Origin of the sequence: Enterobacter sp. HNDS-6 (assembly GCF_039850505.1) — a bacterium.
Classification (GTDB): domain Bacteria; phylum Pseudomonadota; class Gammaproteobacteria; order Enterobacterales; family Enterobacteriaceae; genus Enterobacter; species Enterobacter kobei.
Genome location: NZ_CP156673.1, coordinates 3,342,691 through 3,365,679 on the forward strand (window position 1 = coordinate 3,342,691; position 22,989 = coordinate 3,365,679).

General features: G+C 54.4%; 23 protein-coding genes and 5 tRNA genes. 17 read left to right on the forward strand and 11 right to left on the reverse strand.

All coding sequences use genetic code 11. The features are described 5' to 3' along the window. Positions 1–25: 25 nt before the first annotated feature. The 10 genes from tolB (at position 26) to pnuC (ending at position 5,398) form a co-directional block, all read left to right on the forward strand. Positions 26–1,318: a Tol-Pal system beta propeller repeat protein TolB gene (gene tolB, locus ABFI50_RS15620; protein WP_013097529.1), complete on the forward strand. Its 1,293-nt coding sequence runs from the start codon at positions 26–28 to the stop codon at positions 1,316–1,318. Positions 1,319–1,353: 35 nt separating this feature from the next. Then, positions 1,354–1,875 (forward strand): peptidoglycan-associated lipoprotein Pal, encoded by a 522-nt coding sequence (gene pal, locus ABFI50_RS15625; RefSeq protein WP_003858578.1) that lies wholly within the window; start codon positions 1,354–1,356, stop codon positions 1,873–1,875. Between the two features lie 9 nt (positions 1,876–1,884). Next, positions 1,885–2,682: a cell division protein CpoB gene (cpoB, locus tag ABFI50_RS15630; RefSeq protein WP_045134251.1), complete on the forward strand. Its 798-nt coding sequence runs from the start codon at positions 1,885–1,887 to the stop codon at positions 2,680–2,682. Positions 2,683–2,843: 161 nt separating this feature from the next. Next, positions 2,844–2,919: transfer RNA gene (locus tag ABFI50_RS15635), tRNA-Lys, on the forward strand. Positions 2,920–2,945: 26 nt separating this feature from the next. Beyond that, positions 2,946–3,021, forward strand: a tRNA-Val gene (locus ABFI50_RS15640). Positions 3,022–3,024: 3 nt separating this feature from the next. After that, a tRNA-Lys gene (locus tag ABFI50_RS15645) sits at positions 3,025–3,100 on the forward strand. A 146-nt stretch (positions 3,101–3,246) separates the two neighbouring features. After that, positions 3,247–3,322: transfer RNA gene (locus ABFI50_RS15650), tRNA-Lys, on the forward strand. A 23-nt stretch (positions 3,323–3,345) separates the two neighbouring features. Beyond that, positions 3,346–3,421, forward strand: a tRNA-Lys gene (locus tag ABFI50_RS15655). A gap of 191 nt (positions 3,422–3,612) precedes the next feature. Then, complete coding sequence (nadA, locus tag ABFI50_RS15660) at positions 3,613–4,656, forward strand: quinolinate synthase NadA (RefSeq protein WP_063614045.1); 1,044 nt, start codon at positions 3,613–3,615, stop codon at positions 4,654–4,656. 22 nt (positions 4,657–4,678) lie between these two features. After that, the gene (gene pnuC / locus ABFI50_RS15665; RefSeq protein ID WP_045134249.1) at positions 4,679–5,398 is read left to right on the forward strand and encodes a nicotinamide riboside transporter PnuC; all 720 of its coding nucleotides are present in this window, start codon (positions 4,679–4,681) and stop codon (positions 5,396–5,398) included. Here the strand turns inward: pnuC and zitB are convergent. Beyond that, positions 5,395–6,333, reverse strand: a complete 939-nt coding sequence (zitB, locus tag ABFI50_RS15670; protein ID WP_023332431.1) for a CDF family zinc transporter ZitB — start codon at positions 6,331–6,333, stop codon at positions 5,395–5,397. The two genes, pnuC and zitB, sit on opposite strands and share 4 nt — an antisense overlap. Positions 6,334–6,438: 105 nt before the next feature. Then, positions 6,439–6,819 (reverse strand): protein YbgS, encoded by a 381-nt coding sequence (locus ABFI50_RS15675; protein ID WP_014883051.1) that lies wholly within the window; start codon positions 6,817–6,819, stop codon positions 6,439–6,441. A 303-nt stretch (positions 6,820–7,122) separates the two neighbouring features. On the opposite strand from ABFI50_RS15675, the gene aroG reads away from it, so the two are divergent. Further along, complete coding sequence (gene aroG, locus ABFI50_RS15680) at positions 7,123–8,175, forward strand: 3-deoxy-7-phosphoheptulonate synthase AroG (RefSeq protein ID WP_014883052.1); 1,053 nt, start codon at positions 7,123–7,125, stop codon at positions 8,173–8,175. 61 nt (positions 8,176–8,236) lie between these two features. On the opposite strand, the gene gpmA is transcribed toward aroG, so the two are convergent. From gpmA to modE, 7 genes are all read right to left on the reverse strand, one after another. Beyond that, the gene (gene gpmA, locus ABFI50_RS15685; protein ID WP_008501111.1) at positions 8,237–8,989 is read right to left on the reverse strand and encodes a 2,3-diphosphoglycerate-dependent phosphoglycerate mutase; all 753 of its coding nucleotides are present in this window, start codon (positions 8,987–8,989) and stop codon (positions 8,237–8,239) included. Positions 8,990–9,194: 205 nt separating this feature from the next. Beyond that, positions 9,195–10,238 (reverse strand): galactose-1-epimerase, encoded by a 1,044-nt coding sequence (galM, locus tag ABFI50_RS15690; protein ID WP_282374803.1) that lies wholly within the window; start codon positions 10,236–10,238, stop codon positions 9,195–9,197. After that, on the reverse strand, positions 10,232–11,380 hold the full coding sequence (gene galK / locus ABFI50_RS15695; RefSeq protein ID WP_014883054.1) for a galactokinase: 1,149 nt from the start codon (positions 11,378–11,380) through the stop codon (positions 10,232–10,234). Before galK ends, galM begins: the two co-directional genes overlap by 7 nt. Before the next feature lie 3 nt (positions 11,381–11,383). Next, positions 11,384–12,430 carry a galactose-1-phosphate uridylyltransferase gene (gene galT, locus ABFI50_RS15700; protein WP_048997250.1) on the reverse strand — a complete coding sequence of 349 codons (1,047 nt, stop codon included), beginning with the start codon at positions 12,428–12,430 and terminating at the stop codon, positions 11,384–11,386. Positions 12,431–12,439: 9 nt separating this feature from the next. Then, the gene (galE, locus tag ABFI50_RS15705; RefSeq protein WP_023332434.1) at positions 12,440–13,456 is read right to left on the reverse strand and encodes a UDP-glucose 4-epimerase GalE; all 1,017 of its coding nucleotides are present in this window, start codon (positions 13,454–13,456) and stop codon (positions 12,440–12,442) included. A 200-nt stretch (positions 13,457–13,656) separates the two neighbouring features. After that, a complete protein-coding gene (gene modF, locus ABFI50_RS15710) occupies positions 13,657–15,129 on the reverse strand; it encodes a molybdate ABC transporter ATP-binding protein ModF (RefSeq protein WP_282374801.1) in 1,473 nt (490 codons plus the stop codon). Between the two features lie 67 nt (positions 15,130–15,196). Continuing rightward, the gene (gene modE, locus ABFI50_RS15715; protein ID WP_059373074.1) at positions 15,197–15,985 is read right to left on the reverse strand and encodes a molybdenum-dependent transcriptional regulator; all 789 of its coding nucleotides are present in this window, start codon (positions 15,983–15,985) and stop codon (positions 15,197–15,199) included. A gap of 127 nt (positions 15,986–16,112) precedes the next feature. Here modE and ABFI50_RS15720 point away from each other — a divergent pair, with 127 nt between their 5' ends. The 4 genes from ABFI50_RS15720 (at position 16,113) to modC (ending at position 18,962) form a co-directional block, all read left to right on the forward strand. Beyond that, complete coding sequence (locus ABFI50_RS15720; RefSeq protein ID WP_014883059.1) at positions 16,113–16,262, forward strand: AcrZ family multidrug efflux pump-associated protein; 150 nt, start codon at positions 16,113–16,115, stop codon at positions 16,260–16,262. A gap of 176 nt (positions 16,263–16,438) precedes the next feature. Continuing rightward, positions 16,439–17,212 (forward strand): molybdate ABC transporter substrate-binding protein, encoded by a 774-nt coding sequence (gene modA, locus ABFI50_RS15725; RefSeq protein ID WP_014883060.1) that lies wholly within the window; start codon positions 16,439–16,441, stop codon positions 17,210–17,212. Then, positions 17,212–17,901, forward strand: a complete 690-nt coding sequence (gene modB / locus ABFI50_RS15730; RefSeq protein ID WP_032637160.1) for a molybdate ABC transporter permease subunit — start codon at positions 17,212–17,214, stop codon at positions 17,899–17,901. The genes modA and modB overlap by 1 nt, the downstream gene beginning before the upstream one ends. Before the next feature lie 2 nt (positions 17,902–17,903). Further along, the gene (gene modC / locus ABFI50_RS15735) at positions 17,904–18,962 is read left to right on the forward strand and encodes a molybdenum ABC transporter ATP-binding protein ModC (protein WP_032637159.1); all 1,059 of its coding nucleotides are present in this window, start codon (positions 17,904–17,906) and stop codon (positions 18,960–18,962) included. Here modC and ABFI50_RS15740 read toward each other — a convergent pair whose 3' ends face one another. Next, entirely contained in the window at positions 18,963–19,781 is an 819-nt protein-coding gene (locus ABFI50_RS15740) for a pyridoxal phosphatase (protein WP_032637158.1), read from the reverse strand. Positions 19,782–19,921: 140 nt separating this feature from the next. Here ABFI50_RS15740 and pgl point away from each other — a divergent pair, with 140 nt between their 5' ends. Continuing rightward, positions 19,922–20,917 (forward strand): 6-phosphogluconolactonase, encoded by a 996-nt coding sequence (gene pgl / locus ABFI50_RS15745; protein ID WP_023338174.1) that lies wholly within the window; start codon positions 19,922–19,924, stop codon positions 20,915–20,917. A 444-nt stretch (positions 20,918–21,361) separates the two neighbouring features. Further along, the gene (gene tisB / locus ABFI50_RS15750; RefSeq protein WP_023332440.1) at positions 21,362–21,451 is read left to right on the forward strand and encodes a type I toxin-antitoxin system toxin TisB; all 90 of its coding nucleotides are present in this window, start codon (positions 21,362–21,364) and stop codon (positions 21,449–21,451) included. 52 nt (positions 21,452–21,503) lie between these two features. Here the strand turns inward: tisB and ABFI50_RS15755 are convergent, their stop codons facing one another. Further along, on the reverse strand, positions 21,504–22,787 hold the full coding sequence (locus ABFI50_RS15755; protein ID WP_014883065.1) for a putative acyl-CoA thioester hydrolase: 1,284 nt from the start codon (positions 22,785–22,787) through the stop codon (positions 21,504–21,506). Positions 22,788–22,989: the final 202 nt, after the last annotated feature.

The following is a 22,989-nucleotide window of genomic DNA, read 5'->3' on the forward strand; positions in this document are numbered from 1 at the left end:
AGGTTACCCGGATAAGGGAGATATGATGAAGCAGGCATTACGTGTAGCATTTAGTTTTTTAATGCTGTGGGCAGCTGTGCTGCACGCAGAAGTACGTATCGAGATCACCCAGGGGGTGGACTCGGCACGCCCAATCGGTGTTGTTCCGTTCCAGTGGGCCGGTCCTGGCGCTGCACCTGAAGATGCCGGTGGCATCGTGGCGGCTGACCTGCGTAACAGCGGTAAATTCAACCCGTTAGATCGTTCTCGTCTGCCTCAGCAGCCGGGCAGTGCACAGGAAGTACAGCCTGCTGCATGGTCTGCGCTGGGTATTGATGCGGTCGTTGTGGGTCAGGTTACCCCTAACCCGGACGGCTCTTACAACGTGGCCTGGCAGCTGGTAGATACCGGCGGTGCACCGGGTACCGTTCTGGCACAGAACTCCTACAAGGTCACTAAACAGTACCTGCGCTACGCGGCTCACGCGGCCAGCGATGCGGTGTTCGAAAAACTGACCGGCATTAAAGGTGCGTTCCGTACCCGTATTGCTTATGTGGTGCAGACCAACGGCGGTCAGTTCCCGTATGAGCTGCGCGTCTCTGACTACGACGGCTACAACCAGTTCCTGGTGAAACGTTCTTCCCAGCCGCTGATGTCTCCAGCCTGGTCTCCGGACGGTTCTAAACTGGCATACGTGACTTTCGAGAGCGGTCGTTCTGCGCTGGTTATCCAGACGCTGGCTAACGGTGCTGTGCGTCAGGTAGCGTCGTTCCCACGTCACAACGGTGCGCCTTCCTTCTCTCCGGACGGCTCTAAACTGGCCTTTGCGCTGTCTAAAACCGGTAGCCTGAACCTGTATGTGATGGATATTGGCTCTGGCCAGATCCGCCAGGTGACCGATGGTCGCAGCAACAACACCGAACCTTCATGGTTCCCGGACAGTCAAAACCTGGCGTTTACCTCTGACCAGGCTGGCCGTCCACAAATCTATAAAGTAAACATCAACGGCGGTGCTCCGCAGCGTATTACCTGGGAAGGTTCGCAGAACCAGAACGCAGACGTGAGCAGCGACGGTAAATTCATGGTAATGGTCAGCTCCAACGGTGGGCAGCAGCACATTGCCAAACAAGATCTGGTAGCGGGTGGCGTTCAAGTTCTGTCGTCAACGTTCCTGGATGAAACGCCAAGTCTGGCACCTAACGGCACTATGGTAATCTACAGCTCTTCTCAGGGGATGGGATCTGTGCTGAATCTGGTTTCTACAGATGGGCGTTTCAAAGCGCGTATTCCGGCCACTGATGGACAGGTAAAATCACCTGCCTGGTCGCCGTATCTGTAAATAATAATTAATTGATTACTAAAGGAATCATAGAAATGCAACTGAACAAAGTGCTGAAGGGGCTGATGATCGCTCTGCCTGTAATGGCAATCGCAGCGTGTTCTTCTAACAAGAACGCAAGCAATGACCAGAGCGGCGAAGGCATGATGGGTGCCGGTACCGGTATGGACGCGAACGGCAATGGCAACATGTCTTCTGAAGAGCAGGCGCGTCTTCAGATGCAGCAGCTGCAGCAGAACAACATCGTTTACTTCGATCTGGATAAATACGACATCCGTTCTGACTTCGCTGCGATGCTGGATGCTCACGCTAACTTCCTGCGTAGCAACCCATCTTACAAAGTCACCGTAGAAGGTCACGCGGACGAACGTGGTACCCCAGAGTACAACATCTCCCTGGGTGAACGTCGTGCTAACGCTGTTAAAATGTACCTGCAGGGTAAAGGCGTTTCTGCTGATCAGATCTCCATCGTTTCTTACGGTAAAGAAAAACCTGCAGTACTGGGTCACGACGAAGCGGCTTACTCCAAAAACCGTCGTGCCGTACTGGTTTACTAAGAGAATGGCATGAGCAGTAACTTCAGACATCATCTGTTGAGTCTGTCGTTACTGGTTGGAATAGCGGCCCCCTGGGCCGCTTTTGCTCAGGCACCAATCAGTAGTGTCGGCTCAGGCTCGGTAGAAGACCGGGTCACTCAACTCGAGCGTATTTCTAACGCTCACAGTCAGCTTTTAACCCAACTCCAGCAACAACTTTCCGATAACCAAAACGATATTGACTCACTCCGCGGTCAGATTCAGGAAAGTCAGTATCAGCTTAACCAGGTTGCGGAACGTCAGAAGCAAATCTTGTTGCAGATAGATAGCCTCAGCAGCGGTGGTGGTGCAGCAGCACAACCCGCAGCAGGCGATCAGAGCGGAGCGGCGACATCCGCGCCCGCGCCGTCTGCGGATGCTTCCGCCTCCACAGGCGCGCCTGTACAGAGCGGTGACGCGAATACGGATTACAATGCGGCCATTGCCCTCGTGCAGGATCAATCTCGTCAGGACGACGCGATTGCTGCGTTTCAGAACTTTGTTAAGAAATACCCTGATTCAACCTACCAGCCAAATGCCAATTACTGGCTTGGTCAGTTGAATTACAACAAGGGTAAAAAGGATGATGCGGCGTTCTATTTTGCCTCCGTGGTGAAAAATTACCCGAAATCGCCGAAAGCGCCAGATGCGATGTATAAGGTTGGCGTGATCATGCAGGACAAAGGAGACACTGCGAAAGCCAAAGCGGTTTATCAGCAGGTGGTCGCCAAATTCCCTGGTACCGAAGGTGCCAAACAGGCGCAAAAACGTCTGAATTCGATGGGATGATTATCGCATGACCAGAAATCGCGTTATTTCTGGTCGTGCAGCATGATTCGTAAGCAGTTAAGTGATCTTCATCGAAATTTTTGTTGCGCAGAATTCTTAAATCAGTAATATATGCCGCCGTTGCCACGGGATATCAAACAACGTGAAAACAGCGTAAAAGTGGGTCGTTAGCTCAGTTGGTAGAGCAGTTGACTTTTAATCAATTGGTCGCAGGTTCGAATCCTGCACGACCCACCACTTAAGCAGTTCCGATAGTACAGAGTGGGTGATTAGCTCAGTTGGTAGAGCATCTCCTTTACACGGAGGGGGTCGGCGGTTCGAGCCCGTCATCACCCACCACTCGGGTCGTTAGCTCAGTTGGTAGAGCAGTTGACTTTTAATCAATTGGTCGCAGGTTCGAATCCTGCACGACCCACCAATTTTAATGTCTTACTCAGATATTAAACGTGAAGGATAACGTTGCATTAGCAACGGCCCGAAGGGCGAGGCGAAGCCGAGTCATCCTGCACGACCCACCACTTAAATGTGGTACCGAGTAAAAATCTTCGAAGTCAGCACCCGAATGGGTCGTTAGCTCAGTTGGTAGAGCAGTTGACTTTTAATCAATTGGTCGCAGGTTCGAATCCTGCACGACCCACCACTTCGAAGAAAAAATCCCGCAAGGGGTCGTTAGCTCAGTTGGTAGAGCAGTTGACTTTTAATCAATTGGTCGCAGGTTCGAATCCTGCACGACCCACCAATGTAGAAAGGCGCCCTAAAGGCGCCTTTTTGCTATCTGCAATTCTATAAATGCTCCACACCTCTATTCCCGGTGACTTTTCACTCCAGATTCGCTATCTTGTTTAGTATACAAAACACAATTGCCATGCGTTTTGCTATGTCAGGCAAAAGAAAGGCAATATTGTTAAGCCCGTAAAACGAGAAGCCATAATGAGTGTGATGTTTGATCCCGAAGCCGCCATCTATCCGTTTCCGCCAAAACCTGTTCCGCTAAGCCAGGACGAAAAACAGTTCTACCGCGAGAAGATCAAACGTCTTCTGAAAGAGCGAGACGCGGTGATGGTGGCGCATTACTACACCGACCCGGAAATCCAGCAACTGGCGGAAGAGACCGGGGGCTGCATCTCTGACTCTCTGGAGATGGCGCGCTTTGGCGCAAAACATCCTGCTTCCACGCTGCTTGTTGCTGGCGTGCGTTTTATGGGCGAAACGGCGAAAATTCTCAGCCCGGAAAAAACCATTTTGATGCCGACGCTGAATGCCGAGTGTTCGCTCGATCTTGGCTGCCCGATTGACGCGTTCACCGCCTTCTGCGACGCCCATCCTGACCGTACCGTGGTGGTTTATGCCAACACCTCCGCGGCGGTAAAAGCGCGGGCAGACTGGGTCGTGACCTCCAGCATCGCCGTTGAGCTGATTGAGCATCTGGACAGCCTGGGGGAGAAAATTATCTGGGCACCTGACCGACATCTCGGCAATTATGTTCAGAAGCAGACAGGCGCTGACGTCCTCTGCTGGCAGGGGGCCTGCATTGTGCACGACGAATTCAAAACCCAGGCGCTGGCACGCATGAAAGCGCTTTATCCTGACGCCGCCATTATTGTTCACCCTGAATCACCCCAGTCCATTGTCGACATGGCGGATGCCGTGGGTTCAACCAGCCAGCTTATCAACGCGGCCAGAACGCTGCCGCACAAGCAGCTCATCGTGGCGACCGATCGCGGTATCTTTTATAAGATGCAGCAGGCCGTGCCGGAGAAAGAGCTCCTTGAAGCCCCAACGGCAGGCGAGGGCGCGACGTGTCGCAGCTGCGCGCATTGCCCGTGGATGGCGATGAACGGTCTGAAAGCGATTGCCGAAGGGCTGGAGACGGGCGGCGCCGCGCATGAAATTCATGTCGATGCTGCGCTGCGCGAAGGTGCGTTAATTCCGCTTAACCGCATGCTGGATTTTGCGGCTACACTACGTACTTAATTCAAAACGTTCCGGGGAAAAGATGGATTTTTTTAGCACGCAGAACATTCTGGTTCATATACCGATTGGTGCAGGTGGCTATGACCTGTCATGGATTGAGGCCGTCGGCACGCTGGCGGGTTTACTCTGCATCTGGCTGGCAAGCCTGGAGAAAATCAGCAATTACGCGTTCGGGCTGATTAACGTTACGCTTTTTGCGATTATCTTCTTCCAGATCCAGCTGTACGCCAGTCTGCTTTTGCAGTTGTTCTTCTTCGCCGCCAATATTTACGGCTGGTACGCGTGGTCGCGGCAGAACAGCCAGCAGGAGGCTGAGCTACAGATCCGCTGGCTACCCCTGCCGAAAGCCATTGCCTGGTTTGTCGCTTGCGTGGTCGCTATTGGATTCATGACAGTTTATATCAACCCGGTGTTTGCCTTCCTGACCCGCGTGGCCGTTTCGGCTATGTCCAGTATCGGCCTGAGCGTAACGATGCCAGAACTTCAGCCGGATGCTTTCCCGTTCTGGGATTCCTGCATGATGGTGCTGTCAATTGCGGCGATGATCCTGATGACCCGTAAATACGTTGAGAACTGGCTGCTGTGGGTCATCATCAACGTTATCAGCGTGGTCATTTTCGCGCTGCAGGGCGTCTATGCGATGTCGCTGGAATATCTGCTGCTGACCTTCATTGCCCTGAATGGCAGCCGTATGTGGATTAAGAGCGCGCGTGAGCGAGGCTCTCACGCGCTTTCCCGCTAATGGTGATGATGATGTGAATGGTCGGGCTGCGCCTCGTTAAGGTGGCAGTCCGGCCCGTTACAGGCCTGATACTCCATCTGGACGGTGGCGTGGCCAATCTCGTAATGATGTTCCAGGAAATGATGAATGCGTTCCAGTAATGCATCGTGATCGTGAGGTGGGATCACCTGAACGTGTAGCGTCATCACCGGTTTTTCACCTACCTGCCAGACATGCACATGATGAACATTGCGCACTTCCGGGACAGAACGGCGCAGGTTACGCTTCAGCTCGTCAATGTCCATGGATGCGGGTGCCCCTTCAAGCAGTTCATTGACGCTCTCCTTCAGCAGACTCCAGGCGCTACGTAAAACCAGACACGATACCAGCACGGAGAGAATCGGGTCGACTGGCGTCCAGCCGGTATAGAGGATCACCAGCGCGGCGACTATCGCCCCGACTGAGCCGAGCAAATCCCCCAGCACATGCAGGGCAGCAGCGCGCACGTTGAGGTTCTTTTCCCCGCTGCCGCGATGCAAAATCCAGAATGCCAGAATATTCGCCAGCAGCCCCGCGACGGCAATCACCATCATTGTCGTTCCGGCTATTGGCTGCGGGTGCCTGAAGCGTTGGATGGCTTCCCAGACGATAAGAATAGTAATGACCACCAGCGCGATGGCGTTAACAAACGCGGCAAGCGTAGTCAGCCTCAACCAGCCGAAGGTATGGCGTGCGTTCGGAGGACGACGAGCAAATTGCACTGCCAGCAGAGCGAAGAGTAGCGCTGCGGCATCGGTCAGCATGTGCCCGGCATCAGCCAGCAGCGCCAGCGAGCCGGAGACCAGACCGCCAATGACCTCGATAACCATAAACGTGGCCGTGACGCCGAAGGCCAGCATGAGTCGTTTTACGTTGTCATTTCCGGGAGAAGATGCGTGTGAGTGGGTGTGCGCCATGTCTGCTTTCCTGTTTCGTTATTTTTTAGTGTAGCGTTTTTAACAGGTTACTCCAAAAAGAAAGGAGAGCCTGGGCTCTCCTTTCGCATTTAAAGCACTGACCACTTACTGGGTTGTGCCATCGGTTTTGGTATTGGCATCGTTACCCACTTTGTCGTTAGGGTCGGGACATTTGCCGTCCTTACACATTGAGTTCTTATGAACTTCATCTGAACTCATATTGTCGTGATTCATGGTGCCGGAATCACTGCCGTTCGGATGCAGCATGGTGCCGCCGGTATTGGTGTTGCCGGTATTGATCTGGCTGTTATCGACATTATTTGGGGCGATATTCTGTTTCGCATCAGGGGCGACCTGGCCTGCTTCTGCTGCCGCATTGGCATCACCGTTGCTGTCTGAGGTGCCCGTTTCAGCAGCCAGGACGCTGCCGCTTGCCAGGGTGAGAGTGGCGGTCAGGAAGAGGGTTGCCAGTTTTGTCATTTTCATCATGGTGCTCCTGTTCTTGTCGTTACGCTGGATAACTTTCTCCAACAGTGCATCTTTTTAGAGGCGAAAGATTCCGCCTTACGGACTTACGTCAGTAGGGAATCGCGTTTAGGCGTATAAAATTGGTTGTTACAGTTAAAAAGCTTAGGTTAGATCTCATTTTTCGCTATTTTGTGGCGATTTTTAGGCGAATTCCAGGAATTATCTGCGTGAAGTGTAAAACCGTGTTTACACTTCCTGGTCGACAAGATAGATTGAAAGGATTGCTTTCATTACTAAAGATATGGCAGAGCTGGAAAGAAAATGAATTATCAGAACGACGATTTACGCATTAAAGAGATCAATGAGTTATTACCTCCTGTAGCGCTCCTTGAGAAATTCCCCGCCACTGAAAATGCCGCAAACACGGTTTCTCATGCTCGCAAAGCGATCCATAAGATCCTAAAAGGTAATGACGATCGTCTTCTGGTGGTGATTGGTCCATGCTCTATCCACGATCCTGCTGCGGCAAAAGAGTATGCGGCAAGGCTTCTTCAGCTGCGCGAAGAGCTGAAGGATGAGCTGGAAATCGTCATGCGCGTCTATTTTGAAAAACCGCGTACGACCGTTGGCTGGAAAGGGCTCATTAACGATCCGCACATGGATAACAGCTTCCAGATCAACGACGGTCTGCGTATTGCGCGCAAGCTGCTGCTGGAGATCAACGACAGTGGCCTGCCTGCTGCCGGTGAGTTCCTGGATATGATCACGCCACAATACCTGGCTGATTTGATGAGCTGGGGCGCAATTGGTGCCCGTACCACGGAATCTCAGGTTCACCGCGAACTGGCATCCGGTCTCTCTTGTCCGGTTGGTTTTAAAAACGGCACTGACGGCACCATTAAGGTGGCTATCGACGCCATTAACGCAGCGGGTGCACCGCACTGCTTCCTGTCCGTGACCAAATGGGGTCATTCCGCCATCGTGAACACCAGCGGTAACGGGGATTGCCATATTATTCTGCGTGGCGGCAAAGAGCCAAACTACAGTGCAAAACATGTGGCCGACGTGAAGGTCGGGCTGGAAAAAGCCGGGCTGCCACCGCAGGTGATGATCGATTTCAGCCATGCCAACTCCAGCAAGCAGTTTAAAAAGCAGATGGACGTCGGGGCTGATGTCTGTCAGCAGATTGCCGGCGGTGAGAAGGCGGTGATTGGCGTGATGATTGAAAGCCATCTGGTCGAAGGTAACCAGAACCTGGAAGGCAGCGAGCCGCTGGTGTACGGCAAGAGCGTCACGGATGCCTGCATCGGCTGGGACGATACCGACACCCTCCTGCGTCAGCTGGCGAACGCGGTGAAAGCACGTCGCGGTTAAGTCCTGAGGCAGAAATAAAAAAGCGCGGAAGGTTCCGCGCTTTTTTTATGTCTGGCGAAAATTACTTCGCTTTACCCTGGTTCGCGACAGCCGCGGCTTTCGCTGCGATTTCATCCGCGTTACCCAGATAGTAGTGTTTGATTGGTTTGAAGTTTTCGTCGAACTCATACACCAGCGGTACGCCAGTTGGGATGTTCAGTTCAAGAATTTCGTCTTCACCCATGTTGTCCAGGTATTTCACCAGCGCACGCAGGGAGTTACCGTGAGCGGCGATGATCACGCGCTCACCGCTTTTCAGGCGTGGCAGAATGGTTTCGTTCCAGTAAGGCACAACGCGGTCGATGGTCAGCGCCAGGCTTTCGGTGGTTGGCAGCTCAGCGTCAGTCAGTTTCGCGTAACGCGGGTCGTGGCCCGGGTAGCGCTCGTCATCTTTGGTCAGCTCTGGTGGGGTTACCGCGAAGCCGCGACGCCACTGTTTAACCTGCTCGTCACCGTATTTCTCAGCGGTTTCGGCTTTGTTGAGACCCTGCAGCGCACCGTAGTGGCGCTCGTTCAGTTTCCAGGATTTCTCAACCGGCAGCCAGGCCTGATCCAGTTCGTCGAGCACGTTCCACAGCGTGTGGATGGCACGTTTCAGCACAGAGGTGTAAGCAAAATCAAAGCTGAAGCCTTCTTCCTTCAGCAGTTTACCTGCTGCTTTTGCTTCGCTTACGCCTTTCTCAGACAGATCAACGTCGTACCAACCGGTAAAGCGGTTTTCGTTGTTCCACTGGCTTTCGCCGTGACGCACCAGGACCAGCTTAGTAATAGCCATCTCTTACTCCTCAAGCATTTTTAGAATGATAACAATTCTCATTATATTGCTGTAGCCAGGCCAGCAGCAACGCTTAACCCTAACCATAGCGAAAATAGTCTCCGAGTGTAAGATGCTTGTGAATCCAGGGTTATGATTTTGTCTGCGATCGGCGCTATTTTCAGCAAGGGGAGCAGAAAAAAGCCCTCTATGTGAGGGCCTGTCGTTAAGCGCGCGGAATGAAATGATACTCGGTGACGCTCACGTACTCTTCACCCGGGCGCAGAACGCAATCTGGCTGCGGCCATTCCGGATGATTCGGGCTGTCAGGCAGGAACTCGCTCTCCAGTGCCAGACCCTGCCAGTCGCTGTATTCATTGTGTTCGCGTGCCGTTGTGCCGCCAAGATAGTTACCTGAATAGAACTGCAGGGCAGGGGCGGTGGTATAAACGGTCATCTGCAGCTTCTCATCAGCAGACCAGACCTGCGCGGCGGGCTGGCTGAGATCGCCTTTGGCCTGCAACAGGAAAGCGTGGTCGTAGCCTTTCACCTTGCGCTGATCGTCATCACTCAGGAAATCCTGTGCGATAGCTTTCGCAGTGCGGAAGTCGAAGCTGGTGTCGTTCACCTGCTTCAGGCCCTGATACGGTATGCCCATTTCGTCAACCGGCAGGTACGCCTCCGCAAGGATTTGCAGCTTGTGGTTGCGCACGTCGCACTGGTTGCCGTCCAGATTAAAGTAGGCATGGTTAGTCAGGTTAACCGGACACGGCTTGTCGACCGTGGCACGGTATTCGATGGCGATTCGGTTGTCGTCGGTCAGCGTGAAGCGTGCGGAGGCGATAAGGTTGCCCGGGAAGCCCTGATCGCCATCAGGTGAATCCAGCGAGAACAGCACTTCGCTGTCATTTTGACGGACAATTTTCCAGCGGCGTTTATCAAACCCTTCCGGTCCGCCGTGAAGCTGGTTCTCACCCTGACTTGGAAGGAGAGGGTACGCCACGCCGTCGAGTTCGAAACGGCTTTTAGCGATGCGGTTGGCATAGCGGCCGACGGACGCTCCCAGAAAAGCCGATTGGTTAACATACTGCTCAGGCGATGCACAGCCGAGCAGCGTTTCACGCACGCTGCCGTCCGGCATCGGTACGCGGGCGGAGAGCAGGGTTGCACCCCAGTCCATCAGCGTAACCACCATCCCTGCGCGGTTGCGCAGGGTTAACAGGCGATACGGCAGACCATCCGGTGCGAGGGTAGGTGTTTCGTTTAGCACTGTCCGGCTCCTTGTGATGCTTTACATACATAGAAGGTTTCTTTAATACCTGTCTTTGCTTCGTACTGCTTCGTCACGGCATCCTGTACGGCAGGGACCAGCTCTTCCGGTACCAGCGCAACGATGCAGCCCCCGAAGCCGCCGCCGGTCATGCGCACGCCGCCTTTATCGCCGATGGTCGCTTTGACGATCTCAACCAGGGTATCAATTTGCGGGACGGTGATTTCAAAGTCATCGCGCATGGAGGCATGCGATTCAGCCATCAGTTCTCCCATGCGTTTCAGGTCGCCTTTCGCCAGCGCGGACGCGGCTTCAACGGTACGGGCGTTCTCTGTCAGCACGTGACGAACGCGTCTGGCGACAACCGGATCCAGCTCATGCGCAACCTTATTGAATTCATCAAGCGTCACGTCGCGCAGGGCGGGCTGCTGGAAGAAGCGTGCACCGGTTTCACACTGCTCGCGGCGGGTGTTGTACTCGCTGCCCACCAGCGTGCGCTTAAAATTACTGTTGATAATCACAACAGCCGCGCCTTTGGGCAGCGGAACGGCTTTGGTGCCAAGCGAGCGGCAGTCGATCAGCAGCGCGTGCTCTTTTTTGCCCAGCGCGGAGATCAGCTGGTCCATAATGCCGCAGTTACAGCCCACGAACTGGTTTTCTGCTTCCTGACCGTTCAGGGCGATTTGTGCCCCGTCCAGCGGCAGATGATAAAGCTGCTGGAACACGGTCCCCACGGCGACTTCCAGAGAGGCAGAGGAGCTTAAGCCTGCACCCTGTGGCACGTTGCCGCTGATCACTAAATCCGCACCGCCAAAGTTCTTGTTACGCTTCTGCAGATGCTTCACCACGCCGCGCACATAGTTAGACCACTGCTGGCTGTCGTGCGTCACAATGGGGGCATCAAGGGAAAACTCGTCGGTTTCGTTACCGTAATCCGCCGCTATTACGCGGACGTTACGGTCGTCGCGCTTTGCGCAACTAATAACCGTCTGGTAATCAATGGCACACGGCAGCACAAAACCGTCGTTGTAGTCAGTATGTTCACCGATCAGATTGACGCGGCCAGGCGCCTGAATAACATGGGTGGCAGGGTAGCCAAATTTCTCAGCAAACAGGGATTGTGTTTTATCTTTCAGACTCATTTTTTAGACTCCTGATTCGCGATAGTGGACGTCACTCACGGCACGCAGACGTTCGGCTGCCTGTTCCGCCGTCAGGTCACGCTGGGTTTCCGCCAGCATTTCATAGCCCACCATGAACTTACGTACCGTCGCAGAGCGAAGCAGTGGCGGATAGAAATGGGCATGCAGCTGCCAGTGTTGGTTCTCTTCACCGTTAAACGGTGCGCCGTGCCAGCCCATGGAATACGGGAAAGAGCACTGGAACAGGTTGTCGTAACGGCTGGTCAGTTTCTTCAGCGCCAGCGCAAGGTCGTCGCGCTGTGCGTCGCTGAGATCGGTCATGCGCTGTATGTGCGCTTTCGGCAACAGCAGCGTTTCAAACGGCCAGGCGGCCCAGTAAGGTACGACGGCGAGCCAGTGTTCGGTTTCCACCACGGTACGGCTGCCATCGGCCAGCTCACGCTGGGTGTAATCAACCAGCATGGGTGAGCCGTTTTCCTCGAAATAGGCTTTTTGCAGGCGGTCTTCGCGTTCGGCTTCGTTAGGCAGGAAGCTGTTCGCCCAGATCTGGCCGTGCGGATGCGGGTTGGAGCAGCCCATCGCCGCACCTTTGTTTTCAAATACCTGCACCCATGGGTAAGTCTGCCCCAGCTCAGCGGTTTGCGCCTGCCAGGTGCCGATCACCTCTTTCAGTGCCTCAACGCTCAGCTCCGGCAGCGTTTTGCTGTGATCGGGCGAGAAGCAGATCACGCGGCTGGTACCCCGCGCGCTTTCACAGCGCATCAGCGGGTCATGGCTCGCAGGCGCGTCCGGCGTGTCGGTCATTAGCGCAGCAAAATCGTTGGTGAAGACGAAGGTGCCTTTGTAGTCCGGGTTTTTATCTCCGGTGACGCGCGTGTTGCCCGGACACAGGAAGCAATCCGGGTCATGCTGCGGTAGCGTTTTTTTCGCAGGCGTCTCTTGCGCCCCCTGCCAGGGGCGCTTGGCGCGATGCGGAGACACCAAAATCCATTGTCCGCTTAACGGGTTAAAACGACGATGCGGATGATCGACGGGATTAAACGAAGTCATGAAGGATCCTTAGTCCGGATAGCCTTGCGGGTGGCGTGACTGCCAGTGCCAGGTATCCTGTGCCATTTCATCAAGCGTGCGGGTAACACGCCAGTTAAGCTCTTTGTCGGCTTTGGTGGCATCCGCCCAGTAAGCGGGCAGGTCACCATCACGACGCGGTGCGAAGTGGTAGTTCACTGGCTTACCGCAGGCTTTGCTGAAGGCGTTAACCACGTCCAGCACGCTGCTGCCGACCCCGGCGCCGAGGTTGTAAATATGCACGCCCGGTTTATCTGCCAGCTGTTGCATGGCCGCAACGTGACCGTCGGCCAGATCCATCACGTGGATATAGTCGCGCACGCCGGTGCCGTCCTGGGTTGGGTAGTCGTTACCAAAAATCGCCAGCGACTCACGACGGCCTACCGCCACCTGGGCGATATACGGCATCAGGTTGTTCGGGATGCCCTGCGGATCTTCACCCATATCGCCAGACGGATGGGCGCCGACCGGGTTGAAGTAGCGCAGCAAGGCGATGCTCCATTCCGGCTGCGCTTTTTGCAGATCGGTCAGGATCTGTTCCACCATCAGCTTGCTTTTGCCGTACGGGCTTTGTGGCGTGCCTGTCGGGAAACTTTCAACGTAGGGGATTTTTGGCTGATCGCCATAGACGGTGGCGGAGGAGCTGAAGATAAAGTTTTTAACGTTCGCCGCACGCATGGCGGAGATGAGACGCAGGGTACCGTTGACGTTGTTGTCGTAATACTCAAGCGGCTTCGCAACGGATTCACCGACGGCTTTCAGACCGGCGAAGTGGATCACCGCTTCAATGGCGTGGTCGTGAAGGATTTCGGTCATCAGCGCTTCGTTGCGGATGTCGCCTTCCACGAAAGTGGGTTGTTTCCCGCCAAGACGTTCAATCACCGGCAGCACGCTGCGCTTACTATTGCACAGGTTGTCGAGGATGATCACATCGTGACCATTTTGCAGCAGTTGCACACAGGTATGACTTCCGATGTAACCGCTACCACCTGTTACCAGAACTCGCATGATTCGCTCCATTAGGCTTATGGTATGTAATAACCATAGCATAACAGAGACGCTAAAAGTGTGACATGGGATAAAATAGTGGAATCGTTTACACTCGTTTTCAAACTCGCTTTTTCAATCACTCAGACCATTCTAGATCAAAGAGATAGTGTTGTATTGATGCAAGTTATCTGAAAAGAGGAGGGCGGGGCCCTCCACGGTTAGTCGATGTGGCTGAGAAGATAGCGATAGCGCTCGCCGTCCGGAATGAACTCAAGACGATGGGTGATACAGGAAGGGGCATCCTCGGCATGGTGTGAAACAAACAGCAGTTGGGTTTCACCCTCGGCAATGAGAATATCCACAAAGCGACGAATCAGCTGGCGGTTTAGCGGATCCAGACCCTGCAGGGGCTCATCCAGAATTAACAGTGTCGGGTGTTTTACCAGCGCGCGAACGATCAATGCCAGGCGCTGCTGCCCCCATGACAAACTGTGAAACGGCGCGTCAGCCACCCGGCTATCCATCCCCAGAATATCCAGCCACTGCTGGGCCAGCTTGTGCTGCTTGTCCGACACCGCCTGATAAATTCCGATGGAGTCAAAATACCCGGAGAGGATCACGTTACGTACCGTGGTACTGACCCGGTAATCCAGATGCAGGCTGCTGCTGACGTAGCCGATATGTTTTTTAATATCCCAGATGGTTTCACCGCTGCCGCGACGACGGCCAAACAACGTGAGATCGTTGCTATAGCCCTGCGGATGGTCGCCGGTGATGAGGCTCAGCAGCGTGGATTTTCCCGCGCCATTCGGGCCGACAATCTGCCAGTGCTCGCCCGGATTCACCGTCCAGCTAAGATGGTTAAGGATCGGGCGGTCGTCATAAGAGACGATACCATCACGCAGCACGATGCGTGGCTGGTGAGGATCGAGCGCGTGGCGGGCTGACGGGGCATCGGGTTCCGGAAGGGTGATGCCGTCGAGCTGTTCACTGTGCGCGAGCTGGGCGATCAGCGCCTGCTTAAGCAGCGCCGACTTTTCGCCCGTCTCGGTCAGATGGCAGTCGGCCAGCACACCGGCATGCTGGACAAAATCCGGAATCTCATCAAAGCGGTTAAGTACCAGCACAAGGGTATATCCCTGCTGATTAAGCGAGCCCAGCAGATGCGCCAGCTGCGCCCGGGACTGGACGTCAAGGCCGTCGAACGGTTCGTCGAGGATCAGCAGCTCAGGCTCGCTCATCAGCGCCTGGCAAAGCAGGGTTTTCCGCGTTTCGCCGGTAGAAAGATATTTGAAGCGTCGGTTGAGCAGGGCGGTAATGCCGAACTGTTCAGCCAGGCGCTGACAGCGGGCAGGATCTTTCACCTCATCCTGCATAATTTCCGCCGTTGTACGGCCGGTATCTTCTTCTCCAGGACTGAGTAAATCGGTATTGTTGCGCTGCCATTCGTCGCTCACCAGCTTTTGCAGTTGTTCAAAAGAGAGGCGCGTCAGGCGCGTAACGTCGCTCTGGTATTCCCCTTTGAGGAGGGTGAGCTCCCCCGCCAGCGCACGGGCCAGCGCGGATTTACCGCTGCCGTTAGTGCCAACAAACGCCCAGCTTTCAGCCGCGCGTATTGTCAAATCAGCAATCGCCAGCGTCCGGGTATCGCTAAGACGAAACGTACCTTGCGAAATATGCAATAAAGCCATGATTTATCCCATTTTTTGCAGCAACAGATGTCAGGGATACTCACTGTCAGCGCGGTTGTCAATGCGCTCAGCACAATGTGGCGATAATCACCCGGTCTGCGTTGAAATATGCGGTGACGACAGCACCTTCTTCTAAGCCGTCCGCCTCGCTGCAAGGTACCGTCGCGCAGAGTGATTGTCCGTCCGCCAGCGTCATAAGCACTTCGCATTGCGCCTTGCCGCGTTCAATATGGCTGATTGCGCCCGATAGCTGGTTATCCGCTGCCTGTGCCGTGTCGGGGTTACGCGTGATATTGACCCATGGCGCTTTCAGTAACACCAGCACCTCTTTACCTTCATCCAGGCCAAGGCGCTCTGCACTCTGCGCGGTGATTGCGGCTTTCAGACGCGTTGTTCCATCGGCAAGCAGGATCTCAACATGCTGTTGTATCTGAAGATTATCGCGCGCCGTCACCGTACCAAACCACTGGTTGCGGGCGCTGGTTTGTAACGAGAAGCGGGAAATGGCGGCCAGCAAACTGTCCAGTGGAACGCTATCGTCATCACTCAGAACATCAAACGCTTTTTGCTGGATCTGGCCCAGAAGATCGTAAAGCTGAATCAGGCGCTGGCCGTAGCGCGTCACCCTGGCGCCGCCACCGCCCTTACCGCCCGTGGCTCTGTCGACCAGCGGGTGTTCGCTCAGGGTGTTCATTTCATTGATGGCATCCCAGGCGCTTTTATAGCTGATCCCGGCATTCTTTGCCCCCTGGCTAATCGAGCCCGTTTGTTCTATTTGTTTAAGCAGGGCTATACGTTTGGGGTCGGCAAAAAGCTTTTGCTGTAGTCGGAGAGTAAGAAGAATTTCGGCCTGCATAACAGTGTCCTGGCAAAAAGGATATTGTGACCCAAATGGTGCGGGGCGCAAAGGCTACCGCACAAAAGGGGATGTTTTTCTTACTTTTCAGGGTAGAATAAGCCCTTCACAATATCTGGAGAAAACCATGTTAGAGTTGTTGAAAAGTCTGGTATTCGCCGTGATCATGGTGCCAGTAGTGATGGCCATCATCCTCGGTGCCATCTACGGCCTGGGTGAAGTGTTCAACCTCTTTTCGAACATTGGTCACAAAGACCAGGCTAAAAAGCAGCATTGATTCCCTTCAAAACGCCCGGCTAGCCCGGGCGTTTTGCTCTCAAGCTTTTCTCATTTTCTCCGATAGTATTAAGAATCAGTCCAGCTTACCCCTTGAGCGGTACGATATAGCGCTGGGATCTCCATGAAGATATCGTTATATTATCGTCTATATAACGCTATATACAGGAGCTACAAATGGCACGTTCATGGGTACGTCTTTTCGCTGGGGCAACGCTGACGCTTTCACTTGCCGGGCAGGCGCTGGCGGACGACGGAAAAATTACGGTTTTTGCGGCGGCGTCGCTGACCAACGCGCTGCAGGATATTGCGGCGGCGTATAAAAAAGAGAAAAACGTCGATGTTGTCTCCTCTTTCGCCTCTTCATCTACGCTTGCGCGCCAGATAGAAGCGGGGGCACCGGCGGATCTGTTCATTTCAGCCGATCAGAAATGGATGGATTACGCGGCGGAGAAGAAATCAATTGATCCGGCAACCCGCGAAACGCTGCTGGGGAATAGCCTGGTTGTCGTGGCACCAAAAGCCAGCGCGCAGGCGGATATTACCATTAACAAAGAGACCAACTGGATGAGCCTGCTTAACGGTGGCCGTCTGGCGGTGGGCGATCCGGAGCATGTTCCGGCGGGGATCTACGCCAAAGAAGCGCTGCAAAAACTGGGCGCGTGGGAGACATTGTCGCCGAAACTGGCGCCGGCGGAAGATGTACGCGGTGCGCTGGCGCTGGTGGAACGCAACGAAGCCCCGCTGGGGATTGTATATGGCTCTGATGCCGTTGCCAGCAAGGGTGTGAAAGTGGTTGCAACGTTCCCGGAAGACTCCCACAAGAAAGTGGAATATCCTGTCGCGATTGTTGATGGACATAAAAACGCGACCGTGACGGCCTTTCGCGATTACCTGAAGGGGCCAGAAGCGTCCGCAATCTTTAAACGTTATGGATTTACGACTCACTGATGATATTGACCGATCCTGAATGGCAGGCTGTTCTGCTGAGCCTTAAAGTCTCTTCCCTGGCGGTTGCGCTGAGTTTGCCCTTTGGGATCTTCTTTGCCTGGTTACTGGTGCGCTGCCGGTTTCCCGGCAAAGCGCTGCTCGACAGCGTACTTCATCTCCCGCTCGTTTTACCCCCCGTGGTGGTCGGCTATCTGTTGCTGATTTCGATGGGGCGACGCGGTTTTATCGGCGAGAAGCTCTACGACTGGTTTGGGCTGACGTTCGCCTTTAGCTGGCGCGGTGCGGTACTGGCCGCGGCGGTGATGTCATTTCCGTTGATGGTGAGGGCGATCCGCCTCGCGCTGGAAGGGGTGGACATGAAGCTCGAACAGGCGGCCCGCACGCTGGGTGCCGGGCGCTGGCGCGTCTTTTTCACCATCACGCTCCCGCTTACGCTGCCGGGGATTATAGTTGGCACGGTACTGGCGTTTGCCCGTTCGCTGGGCGAGTTCGGCGCGACCATCACGTTTGTATCGAACATTCCCGGCGAGACGCGAACGATTCCGTCAGCCATGTACACCCTGATTCAAACACCCGGCGGAGAAGGCGCGGCGGCGCGACTGTGCATCATTTCAATCGTCCTGGCCCTGGCTTCGCTGCTGGTGTCTGAATGGCTGGCGCGGCTGAGTCGCGAACGGATGGGGAAATAAGGATGCTGGAACTGAATTTCACCCAGACGCTGGGGAACCACACGCTGACGCTTAACGAGACGCTGCCTGCAAGCGGCATCACCGCCATTTTTGGCGTCTCCGGTGCGGGAAAAACCTCTCTGATTAATGCGATTAGCGGCCTGACACGCCCGCAGTCAGGGCGAATTGTTCTGAATGACCGCGTTCTGAATGACGTGGAGAACAAAATATACCTCTCGCCGGATAAACGTCGCATCGGCTATGTTTTCCAGGACGCGCGCTTGTTCCCGCACTACAGCGTGCGCGGCAACCTGCGCTACGGTATGGCCAAAAGTATGGCCGGGCAGTTTGATAAGCTGGTGACGCTGTTAGGTATTGAGCCTCTGCTCGACAGGCTGCCTTCCTCGCTTTCCGGTGGAGAAAAACAGCGTGTGGCGATTGGCCGTGCCTTGCTGACCGCGCCCGAGCTGCTGTTGCTCGACGAACCGCTGGCTTCGCTGGATATTCCGCGTAAACGTGAACTGCTGCCCTACCTGCAGCGCCTGACCCGCGAGATTAACATTCCCATGCTCTACGTCAGCCACTCGCTGGATGAGATCCTCCATCTGGCCGACAAAGTGCTGGTACTGGAAGAGGGCAGCGTAAAGGCCTTTGGCAACCTGGAAGAGGTGTGGGGAAGCAGCGTGATGCATCCCTGGCTTCCAAAGGAGCAGCAGAGCAGTATCCTGAAAGTGAGCGTGCTGGAACACCACCCGCATTATGCGATGACCGCGCTGGCGCTGGGCGACCAGCATCTGTGGGTGAACAAGGTCGACAAGCCGTTACAGTCCGCGCTGCGTATTCGCATTCAGGCATCGGACGTCTCTCTGGTGCTGCAACCGCCGCTGCAAACCAGCATTCGTAATATTCTGCGCGCCAAAGTGGCGGAGTGCTTTGATGATAACGGTCAGGTGGAAGTGAAGCTTGAGGTGGGAAGCAGGACGCTCTGGGCGCGCATCAGCCCGTGGGCCAGGGACGAGTTAGGTATCAAGCCCGGCCTGTGGCTTTACGCGCAAATCAAGAGCGTCTCGATCACTGCCTGATTACAGCAGGTGGGTATAAATGTACTGCGCGATGCTATCGGTGGTGTTATCGCCAATCACCACGTTAGCGCGCGCTTTCACCGCGTCATCGGCGTTGCCCATCGCCACGCCGGTACCGGCAGCCTCCAGCATACTGATATCGTTATAGTTATCGCCAAAGGCAATCACGTCACGCATCGACCCTCCCTGAGATTCCACGTACTGCGTCAGGCGCTTGCCCTTGCTGTTGCCTTTACGGGCAATATCTACCTGATCGTGCCATGACCATTCACATTCCAGACCCAGGGTCTGTTCAACCTGTTTCGCGAAGGTATTCAGTTTGGTGGTGTCTTCATCCGTCAGGGCGAATTTCCAGATAGCGTCAACATCCTGAGCGGCCTGGCGCAGGGAGGACACCTGGGTAAAGACCGGACGCTGCGCTTCCGGCAGCGAAAGTGCCCAGTTACTGGTGCGCACCACATGGCCGGTAGGGCGCTCGTACAGCATCGCGTTGTCCACATACATCAGGCCATGAATGGCATGCTCATCCAGCAGATCAATCAGTTGCAGCGCCTGAGGAACCGGTAGCGGGTCGGAGGCTAAAACCTTTTTTGCCTGATAATCATACAAATAAGTGCCATTACAACAAATTGCAGGTGTATCTAACGCCAGTGCCTGATAAAAAGGATGAATGGCAACGTGATGTCGACCCGTTACGATAAGGAGTTGATACCCGGCTTCCTGGGCTCGTTTAAGCGCTTCAAGGGAGGAGGGAAGCAGGGTTTTCTGAGGGGTCAGTAATGTTCCGTCTAAATCCAGGGCAATCACACGCGAGGTCATTTGTTCTTCCGGGTTAATGTTGAATTTTAGGTCTCAGGCGATGTTACACCGAGAGTAAATCGCTGCAAAATTCCTGGCTAAAATTCAGCATTCACCGTTAAAAATAATCACTTTCACGCGCAGTGAGGAAAGGAGTATTCATGAAACAAACCGTTTATACCGCCAGTCCTGAAAGTCAGCAGATCCACGTCTGGCGTTTGAATGCAGAAGGTTCGCTCACGCTGGTTCAGGTTGTTGATGTTCCGGGGCAAGTACAGCCAATGGTCGTCAGCCCGGATAAACGTTTTCTCTATGTTGGCGTACGTCCTGAGTTCCGGGTGCTGGCCTACCGCATCTCGCCGGACGACGGTGCGCTGACCTACACTGCCGAAGCGCCGCTGCCGGGCAGCCCGACCCACATCTCGACCGATCGTAAAGGGCGTTTCATCTTTAGCGGCTCTTACAATGCGGGCTGCGTCAGCGTGACCCGCCTTGACGACGGCATTCCGGTCGACACAGTCGACGTGGTGGAAGGACTGGAAGGGTGTCACTCGGCGAATATCTCTCCGGACAACCGCACGCTGTGGGTGCCTGCACTGAAGCAGGATCGCATCTGCCTGTTTACCCTGAGCGACGATGGTCACCTGGTGGCGCAAAACCCGGCTGAAGTGACTACCGTTGAGGGCGCAGGCCCACGCCATATGGTCTTCCACCCGAACCAGCAGTATGCCTATGTGGTAAACGAACTGAACAGTTCGGTAGACGTGTGGGAGCTGAAAGATCCAAACGGTCAGATCGAATGCGTGCAGACGCTGGATATGATGCCATCTGACTTCTCTGACACCCGCTGGGCGGCGGATATCCACATTACGCCTGACGGCCGTCATCTGTATGCCTGCGACCGTACCTCCAGCCTGATTACCGTCTTTAGCGTCTCCGAAGATGGCAGCGTGCTGGCCATTGAAGGTTTCCAGCCAACGGAAACTCAGCCGCGTGGCTTTAATATCGATCACAGCGGTAAATACCTGATTGCGGCAGGGCAGAAATCCCACCATATCGCGCTGTATGAAATCAAAGGCGTACAGGGTCTGCTGGAAGAAAAAGGACGCTACGCCGTAGGCCAGGGACCGATGTGGGTCCTGGTCAACGCTCACTAAGTGGCCTGAAACAAAAAACCTCGCGAATGCGAGGTTTTTTTATGCCCGGTGGTAGCCGGGTAGAGCACATCAAAACGTAACCAACCTGATTATCATAATGTTGACTTAAGACGATGTAAAATCATCACCAATGAAGAAAAGACGTTCTCAAGCGGTGATTCGCAAAAATAATTAATATAATCAATGAGATATTTGGTTTTTCTTTATGGATTCCTAAACTCTTCATAACTGTTTTTATGTACAGTAATGGTTTGATATCATTCTGTTCGTTGGTTTGATGTGTTGCAGTTCCGCAATTCAGGATCCTTTTTAAGTCCTGGCTGTCGGGTGGTGCCGACAGTGCCTAAACTGCGGAGCACATCAAAACATAGCCAACACACCTCTGGTGACAGGCAGCGGAAAGGTAAGGCAGAGGAGAAGTGCTCTATACCAAAGGAGTGGCGTATGAGCGGTGTGGAATGGGCAATTCTGTTCCTGCAACTCATGGTTGCGATTATGCAACTATTGGATGCGTATCTTAAGTTTGGTGCCTGACGCATTCAGTCGCAGTAAAAAGGGGGATTAAAATCCCCCTTTTACTCTCATCTTACTGCTTCGGCTCTGCAACCACCTTGCTACCCAGACCGCGGTTGTTGTATTCCCACATGCGGTTGAAGTTCGCGTCGTTCAGATTGCGCTGCACGTTCCCTTTATCATCCACCGCACCGGTATTGCCGGAGAACGGACGTTTGGAGATCGCGGCATCAGCCCACGGCTTCGCCATGTTAAAGCCTTCGTTGATCACGCTGTCGCGGATCACGACCTGACCGTTAGTGGCAGAGTCCACATCCAGGGAGCGACCCAGCTGTGCCACGCCGTCACCGGCAGCGTTAAAGCGGCTGTTAACGGCCAGGAAGCCGTAGAACAGGTTAGACTGTGTTGCTGGCGCAAACACGTAACCTTCCTGCTGAGTGCGCGAGTTCACCACGCGGAAATCGGTGTTTTCAAATACCACCGCGCCGCGACCGGACACCAGATCCACGTCACCTTCAATGTAGCTGTTGGTCACCAGCGTACGGGTCAGGCGGTTGTTCTGCAGCGTGTTCTTAACATCGCTGTTGGTCACAAAGAAGGTATTCTGACGGCCCAGAATGTTGACGTTGTTAATCTGCACCTTATCGCCATCACTACGCAGCGCGACGGCCTGGTGAGTACCGGCATCGACGCTGTCGCCGAGGGTATTCTGAATGGTCAGGTTTTGCAGCTGCAGACCATTATTTTGGGACCAGAATACCGCCGAGCACATCAGGCCAACGGTAGCGGAACGCTTGCTCTGGCAGTTATCAAACATGTACCACGCCGGTTTACCTGGCATATATTTACCGGCCGGGTTCACCAGGCGACGCCAGGTGGTACTGTCGATTTCGGAATCAATCGCCAGGCCAATTTTCACGTCGATTGCTTTTTCGCCCAGACCGTAAAGGGTGATGCTGCCTGGTGCGGCCGGAACATACACGGTGCCTTCGTATTCACCCGGCAGGATCGCGATGTACTGGCGAGAGGCGCTGTGTTTGGTAATAGCCGCGTCAACCGCTGCCTGAATGGACGTATGCGTTACGCCCTGGGCGCCAGCCGGGCCAACCACGAAGTCAGGCTGTTTCGGCAGGTTAATAGAAGACGGTGTCCACGGCGCAGCGTTAGGATCCATCGCTGAGAAGTAGTGGGCACGGTCGAAGTTCTTCGCTTCATCAGCGGACAAAATCGGGCGGGACGCGGTGCCCGGTGCTACCTGCTCAGAAGGCAGCTGATCCGGTGGTGTTGAACTGCATGCGGATAAGGTCACGCCAAAGGCGAGCGCTAACGCCAGACGGGAAATCCTGGAAATGTTCAAGGTGGAGCTCCTGGGTATGCAAGTCTTAAACGGGATAGACGAAATAGCCTGCTTTTTTATACTAAGTTGAGCGAAACGGGAAGATAAAAAGGGTAAAAGTTGCATTTTTTACCCGCGGGAGGCGGGAAAGTCATCACAAATAAATAACATTTTCTACCAGAACGGTTGACAGCAGACGGCGGATGAAAATAAATGTCTATAC